Genomic DNA, 7181 nt, shown 5'->3' on the forward strand with positions numbered 1-7181 from the left:
GCCTTCGCCACCGACTGGCTGGTGTGGACAGCCATCAGCCGGCCTGCCTTCCTGAGTTACTTCCAGCCCTTGAGGAGCTTGCGGTAGGAGTCGCCGGTCGCCGAGGCGGCCTTCTCCGGCGTGGTCTGACCGGTGAGCACCTTGGTGTACTCCGTGACGAGCGGCGCGAAGAGGCTGCCGGTCTCGGGGATCCAGGGGCGCTCGACGGCGGTCTCGACGACCGGCTTGAAGAACTGCACGATCTCGCTGTCCGCGGCCTCCTGCTTGGCGTAGGCGGAGGTGCGGGTCGGCAGGAGGTTCAGCTCACCGGCGGTCTGCGCCTGCGTCTCCACCGAGGTCATGTAGTCGACGAAGGCGTACGAGGCGTCCAGGTTCTTGGAGCCCGCGTAGACGGCGAGGTTGTGGCCGCCCTGCGGGGCGCCCTGTCCGGCCGTTCCGGCCGGGACCGGGGAGATGCCGAGGTTCGCCTTGTCGGCGAACTCCTTGCCGGTCAGGGTGTCGGCGACGGCCCACGGGCCGTTGATCATCATCGCGACCTTGCCGTCCTTGAAGGACGACTGCATGTTCTCCCAGCCGTCGGTGGCGTCGGTCTTGGCGGCACCGGAGTCGACGAGGTCCTTGACCGTCTTGAAGGCCTTGACGCCCTCGGGCTTGTCCACCGTGACGGTCTTGGAGTCGGCGTCGACCAGGTCGCCGCCCTCGCCGTAGAGGAAGGAGAGGAACCAGTACGCGTCGTCGCCGCGGAGGTAGAGGCCGGTCTTGCCGGTCTTGTCCTTGATCGTCTTGGAGACGGTCTTCAGGTCGGCGATGTTCTTCGGGACCTCGACGCCGGCGTCCGCGAAGATCTTCTTGTTGTAGAAGATGCCCATGGAGTCGATGACCTGCGGGACGGCGTAGGTCTTGTCCTTGTACTTGGTGGACGCGGCGGCCTGCTCCAGGAAGTCGCCCTGGTCCTTCAGCGCCGCGGTGCCGTCCAGCGGGGCGAGGTAGCCGAGGTCGGCGAACTCGGGGGTCCAGGCGACTTCGGAGCGGATGACGTCCGGGGCGCCGGCACCGGCCTGCGCGGCATTCTTGAACTTGTTCTGCGCCTCACCGAAGGGGACGTTGACGTACTTGACGTCGACCTTCGGGTGCTTCTTCTCGAAACCCTCGGCGATCTTCTTGAAGACCTTGTCCTCGCTGCCGACGGTCGAGGTGTCCCACCACGTCACCGTGCCGGAGAGCTCGCCCGAGCTCTTGCTGCCGCCGGACTCGTCGTCGCTGCCGCAGGCGGTCGCCGCGAGCGCCAGGGCCGCGACCAGGGCGGTGGCCGTTATGCCACGTCGCATCTGAACTCCTTCAACTGCCGTACCGCTCCGTCGCGGCGCCGGGTCGACGTGAACGTAACAAGGATGAAAGACGACCGAAAGACTTTGCGGAAGATTTCTGCAAGCGCTGCTGATCGTTACATTGGCGTGTCCTCAAGGTTGCCGTCAAGCCTCTTGACGGAAGCCCTTTCACCCTGCCCATGCCTGGCCAGGCCCGTTGTGGCACCGGTACGACGATCCGACCGCGAGCGCCTCACGGCGCCCGCAAGGCCTTGCAAGATGTTGCTGCCCGAAGGCCGCCGACCGGTTGTCGTAGGGGCGGACCGTCCGAATCCCGCGCACGGTGGGCAATCCGACACGCGCCCGGTACAGTCCATTGCCATGACCGCACGGCTTGCCGATATCGCAACTCAGGCGGGGGTCAGCGAAGCGACGGTCAGCCGAGTACTGAACGGCAAGCCCGGTGTTGCAGCGGCCACCCGCGAATCCGTCCTCGCGGCGCTCGACGTCCTCGGCTACGAACGCCCCGTCCGGCTGCGCCGGCGCAGCGCCGGGCTCGTCGGCCTGATCACGCCCGAGCTGGAGAACCCGATCTTCCCCGCGCTGGCCCAGGTCATCGGCCAGGCGCTCACCAGGCAGGGCTACACGCCGGTGCTGGCGACCCAGACGCCGGGCGGCTCCACCGAGGACGAGCTCACCGAGATGCTCGTCGACCGCGGGGTCTCGGGCATCATCTTCGTCTCCGGACTGCACGCCGACACCTCCGCCGACATGCAGCGCTACGAGCAACTGCGCGCCCAGGGCGTTCCCTTCGTCCTGGTCAACGGCTTCTCCCCCAAGGTGCAGGCCCCGTTCATCTCCCCCGACGACCGGGCGGCGATGCGGCTCGCGGTGACGCATCTGGTGGCGCTGGGCCATCAGCGCATCGGGCTGGCGGTCGGGCCCAAGCGCTTCGTTCCGGTGCTCCGCAAGATCGAGGGATTCCACGCCACGATGCAGGAGCAGCTGAATCTCACCGCCGACGCGGTGGAGGAGCTGATCCAGCACTCCCTGTACACGCTGGAGGGCGGCCAGGCGGCCGCTTCGGCGCTGATGGAGCGAGGCTGCACCGCGGTGGTGTGCGCGAGCGACATGATGGCGCTCGGAGCCATCCGGGCGGCGCGCAGGCTGTCGATGGAGGTGCCGCGCGACCTCTCGGTGGTCGGGTACGACGACTCGCCCCTCATAGCGTTCACCGATCCGCCGCTGACCACCATCCGGCAGCCGGTGACGGCGATGGGCCAGGCCGCCGTGCGCACGCTGCTGGAGGAGATCGGCGGCACACCCGCTCCGCACAGCGAGTTCGTCTTCATGCCTGAACTGGTCGTACGCGGTTCAACCGCATCGGGTCCGGGCCCCTCCTCCGCGGCCCGCACCCGTCGGTAAAGTACTGGATGTGCGACCGGAACCCGACTGGAGGATCATCGGGCAGAGGGGGACGTATCTGGCAGACTCTGCGCCTATGGGTGAATCGCACGTGACCACACAGGAAGACCGCACGGCGGCCCCCCCGTCACCCGTCGCGGACGGAACGACGGCGTCCGGTTCAACGAGAGCGATCACCCTGCCACGCATGCGACGTCCCCGCCTTTCCCTACGCTCCCTGCGCTCCCCGCGCCGCCCGCGCCTGTGGTTCGAGATCCTGCTGATCGCGGTCAGTTACTGGCTCTACTCGCTGGTGCGCAACGCCGTTCCCGAGCAGAAGGCCGCGGCCCTGCGGAACGCCGACTGGATCTGGTCCCTCGAGCACACCGTGGGCCTCGCCTTCGAGGAGACGGTCAACCAGGCCGTCAATTCGGTGACATGGCTGATCGTCTCGATGAACTACTACTACGCGACGCTGCACTTCATCGTGACCATCGGCGTGCTGATCTGGCTGTTCCGCCGTCATCCGGGCCGCTACGCGGCCACCCGTCTGGCCCTCTTCGCCACGACGGCGGTGGCTCTGCTGGGCTACTACGTCTTCCCGCTGGCACCGCCCCGGCTGATGAACGGCGGCGGCTTCATCGACACGGTGATGCTGCACCAGACGTGGGGCTCGATGGCCTCGGGCAACTTCAAGCACATGTCGAACCAGTACGCGGCGATGCCGTCCATGCACATCGGCTGGTCCCTGTGGTGCGGTCTGACCATTTGCGCCCTGGCCACCGCCCCCTGGGCGCGCATCCTGGGTGCGCTGTACCCGGTGGCCACGCTCGTGGTGATCGTGGCGACGGCGAACCACTTCTGGCTGGACGCGGTGGGCGGGATGGCCTGCCTGACGTTCGGCGTGGCGGTCTCCTACGCCTGGTACGGGGCGCTGCCGCACCGCCTGCCGAAACGGGTGCAGCGTCCCGGAGCGGGCCGTCTGCGCGCCTTGCGCCGGCCACCCGCCCGAGCACCTGAGCTCAGCCCCCGGGCCGGCACATCGGCGGCCGGAGCGGCCGGGCCCGTCCCGCAGGGCGCGAGAGAACCGGGCACACCCGGCGACTGAGGGCAGCCGCGGGTGAGCGGCTCGGCAGCCCCGGCCGGCTCCATGGGACGGCGGCGCCCGCCGCCTCACCCCGCGGCGCCGTAGAACCTCTCCTCCACCACCGCCCGGGCCCGCCGGGTGATCCGCCGGTAGTCGTCCAGCATGTCCCCCACGTGCCCGGGCTCGTACCCGAGGTACCGGCCCACCGCCGTCAGCTCACGCGGGTTCGAGGGGAAGGTGTCCCCCGGCCGCCCCCGCACCAGCATCACCGCGTTGCGCACCCGGGACGCCAGGACCCACGCCTCGTCCAGCGTCTGTGCCTCCTCCGCCGGGATCAGCTCCGCGGCGCACGCCGCCGCCAGGGCCTCCCGCGTGCGCGTGGTCCGCAGCCCGGGTTCCGCCCAGCCGTGCTGCATCTGCATCAGCTGCACCGTCCACTCGACGTCGCTCAGCCCTCCGCGACCCAGCTTGGTGTGGAGCGTCGGGTCGGCCCCGCGCGGCATGCGCTCGGACTCCATCCGGGCCTTGAGCCGCCGGATCTCCCGGACCGCCTCGTCCCCCAGCCCCTCCATCGGGTACCGCAGCGGGTCGATCAGCTCGATGAAGGCCCGGCCCAGCTCCTCGTCCCCGGCCACCGGCTCGGCGCGCAGCAGTGCCTGGCTCTCCCAGACCAGCGACCAGCGCCGGTAGTAGGCCCCGTACGACTTCAGCGTGCGTGTCAGCGGCCCGGTCTTGCCCTCCGGCCTCAGATCGGCGTCGATGAGCAGCGGCGGGTCTGCGGTCGGCAGCTCCAGCAGTCTGCGCATCTCCGTGACGACGGCGTTCGCGGCCCGGGCCGCCTCCTCGTCGCCGACCCCTTCCCGGGGCTGGTGCACGAACAGGACGTCCGCGTCCGAGCCGTAGCCCAGCTCGTGGCCGCCGAAGCGGCCCATGCCGATGACGGCGAACCTGGTCGGCAGGGTGGCGCCCCACCGTTCGCGGACGGCGGCGCGCAGCGCCCCGGAGAGCGTGGCGGCGTTCAGATCGGTGACCGCGGAGCCGACCCGGTCGGCCAGGGCGCCCGGGTCCGTCTCCGCCGGATTGTCCTCGGTGCCGTAAGAGCCGATGAGGTCGGCCGCCGTCGTACGGAACAGCTCACGCCGCCGCACCCCGCGCGCCACCGCGACGGCCGCTTCGGCCCCCGGGGCCCGGCCGACCGCGGCCAGCACCTCCTGCTCCAGGTGGTTCCGGCTGCGCGGCTTCAGCCCTTCGGGGTCGCCGAGGATGGCGACGGCCTCCGGGGCGCGCATCAGCAGGTCGGGCGCGAGCCGGCCGGCCGACAGGACCCGGGCGAGATTCTCGGCCGCGGCGCCCTCGTCGCGCAGGAGCCGCAGGTACCACGGGGTCTTGCCGAGCGCGTCCGACACCTGGCGGAAGCCGAGGAGCCCGGCGTCCGGATCGGCGGAGTCCGCGAACCAGCCGAGCAGCACCGGCAGCAGCGTGCGCTGGATCGCGGCCTTGCGGGAGACCCCCGAGGACAGGGCTTCCAGGTGCCGCAGCGCGGCGGCGGGATCGGCGTAGCCGAGGGCCTCCAGCCGGACGATGGCGGCCTTGGCGCTGAGCCTGCTCTCGCCGGGCGCGAGCTGGGCGACGGCGTCCAGGAGCGGCCGGTAGAAGAGCTTCTCGTGCAGCCGCCGCACGACGGAGGCGTGCCGCCGCCAGGCCCTGTTCAGCTCGGCGACCGGGTCCGTGCGGAGCCCGAGGGACCGCCCGAGCCTGCGCAGGTCTGCCTCGTCCTCGGGAACCAGATGGGTGCGGCGCAGCCGGTAGAGCTGGATGCGGTGCTCCATGGCGCGCAGGAAGCGGTACGCCTCGTCCAGTTGCGCGGAGTCCGCCCGCCCGACGTATCCGCCGTCGGCGAGGGCCCGCAGGGCCTCCAGGGTGGAGCCGACGTGCAGGGTGCTGTCGCTGCGCCCGTGGACGAGCTGGAGCAGCTGGACGGCGAATTCGACGTCGCGGAGCCCTCCGGGGCCGAGCTTGAGCTCCCGGTCGACACGGTCGACGGGGATGTTGTCGACGACGCGGCGGCGCATCTTCTGCACGTCGCCGACGAAGTTCTCCCGGTCGGCGGCCTGCCACACCAGTGGGGACACGGCCTCGACGTACTCCGCGCCCAGCTCGGGGTCGCCGGCGACGGGCCGGGCCTTGAGCAGCGCCTGGAACTCCCAGGTCTTGGCCCAGCGCTGGTAGTAGGCGAGGTGCGAGGACAGGGTCCGGACCAGCGGCCCGTTGCGGCCCTCGGGACGTAGGTTGGCGTCGACGGGCCAGATGGTGCCCTCGACGGTGGTGTCGGAGCAGATCCGCATCATGTGGGCGGCCAGCCGGGTGGCGGCCTGCATGGCGCCGCTCTCCTCCGCGCCGTCGATCGGCTCGCCCACGAAGATCACGTCGACGTCGGACACGTAGTTCAGCTCGTGTCCGCCGCATTTGCCCATCGCGATGACGGCGAGCCGGCACTGGGCGGCGTCGGAGGGCGCGTCGGCGCGGGCGATGGCGAGCGCCGCCCGCAGCGTGGCCGTCGCGAGGTCGGCGAGCTCGGCGGCGACCTCGGCGACATCCGTCGTCCCGCACACGTCTCGTGCCGCTATCGACAGCAGGGACCTGCGGTAGGCGACCCTCAACGAGTCCGGGTCGACGGCGTCGGAGAGCATGTGTTCGAACTCGGGGACCCCGGGGTGCAGATCGGTGGCCTCGTACGTGACCAGCACCTGCCAGTCGCGTGGATGCCGCGCCAGATGGTCCCCGAGCGCCTCGGAGGAGCCGAGGGCGCCGAGGAGCCGGTCCCGCAGCGGCTTGGCCGTGACGAGCGTGTCCAGCAGGATCTGCCGTTCGTCGGCCTCCTCCGCCTCGACGAGCCGTACGAGGCCGTGCAGCGCCAGATCGGGGTCGGCTGTCGCGCCCAGGGCGTCGAAAAGCACGGGATCGGCCCGTACGGAGGAGAGCTCGGGCAGATCCAGCAGCCGTTCGGCGGCCGACGGATCGGTGAAACCGTGCCGAAGCAGTCGGGTGAACGTACTGCTCCTGCGTCCCGGCACCGTCGTCATCCCGTGTCTCCTGCCCGCCGATCACACATATCCGCCCTTCGAGCCTAGCCCCGCGCCGGTGAATCCGGAGCGGGAGCGGCGTCCGTACCACCGGGGCACTACCTACGAAAGGACCACGCACACCGCCGTACCGCCCGGGAGACCTCTCATGTGGGCCGTCCGCCGTCCGCCGTCCGGCGTTTCCGGGACGGACTGCGGACCGCCGAGGACCGCCCGTGGATCTGGCGGCTGCACCGCGAGGCGAAATCCTTCGCCGCCATCGGCGAACTCGGCGTCTTCTACCGGCGCGGAGTCACCACG

Annotated in this window: 4 protein-coding genes and 1 pseudogene; 3 read left to right on the forward strand and 2 right to left on the reverse strand. The window is 70.7% G+C overall.

The features are described 5' to 3' along the window. Positions 1-56 precede the first annotated feature (56 nt). Positions 57-1328 (reverse strand): extracellular solute-binding protein, encoded by a 1272-nt coding sequence (locus ACFWFI_RS39115; RefSeq protein WP_387400114.1) that lies wholly within the window; start codon positions 1326-1328, stop codon positions 57-59. A gap of 360 nt (positions 1329-1688) precedes the next feature. Between ACFWFI_RS39115 and ACFWFI_RS39120 the strand changes: the two genes are divergently transcribed. Together ACFWFI_RS39120 and ACFWFI_RS39125 are read left to right on the forward strand one after the other, a co-directional pair. Beyond that, positions 1689-2732 (forward strand): LacI family DNA-binding transcriptional regulator, encoded by a 1044-nt coding sequence (locus tag ACFWFI_RS39120; RefSeq protein WP_387400117.1) that lies wholly within the window; start codon positions 1689-1691, stop codon positions 2730-2732. Positions 2733-2808: 76 nt separating this feature from the next. After that, entirely contained in the window at positions 2809-3819 is a 1011-nt protein-coding gene (locus ACFWFI_RS39125) for a phosphatase PAP2 family protein (RefSeq protein WP_387400119.1), read from the forward strand. A gap of 65 nt (positions 3820-3884) precedes the next feature. Here the strand turns inward: ACFWFI_RS39125 and ACFWFI_RS39130 are convergent, their stop codons facing one another. Further along, positions 3885-6881 carry a bifunctional [glutamine synthetase] adenylyltransferase/[glutamine synthetase]-adenylyl-L-tyrosine phosphorylase gene (locus ACFWFI_RS39130; RefSeq protein WP_387400122.1) on the reverse strand — a complete coding sequence of 999 codons (2997 nt, stop codon included), beginning with the start codon at positions 6879-6881 and terminating at the stop codon, positions 3885-3887. Between the two features lie 180 nt (positions 6882-7061). Here ACFWFI_RS39130 and ACFWFI_RS39135 point away from each other — a divergent pair. Further along, positions 7062-7181 (forward strand): annotated as a pseudogene (locus ACFWFI_RS39135) (glycosyltransferase family 2 protein); the annotation flags it as partial.

The organism is Streptomyces sp. NPDC060209 (assembly GCF_042728155.1).
In the GTDB taxonomy this organism is placed as follows: domain Bacteria; phylum Actinomycetota; class Actinomycetes; order Streptomycetales; family Streptomycetaceae; genus Streptomyces.

Coding starts and splice junctions, on each gene's coding strand:
- ACFWFI_RS39115 (WP_387400114.1), bottom strand. CDS start 1,328: ATGCGACGTGGCATAACGGCCACCGCCCTGGTCGCGGCCCTGGCGCTC.
- ACFWFI_RS39120 (WP_387400117.1), top strand. CDS start 1,689: ATGACCGCACGGCTTGCCGATATCGCAACTCAGGCGGGGGTCAGCGAA.
- ACFWFI_RS39125 (WP_387400119.1), top strand. CDS start 2,809: ATGGGTGAATCGCACGTGACCACACAGGAAGACCGCACGGCGGCCCCC.
- ACFWFI_RS39130 (WP_387400122.1), bottom strand. CDS start 6,881: ATGACGACGGTGCCGGGACGCAGGAGCAGTACGTTCACCCGACTGCTT.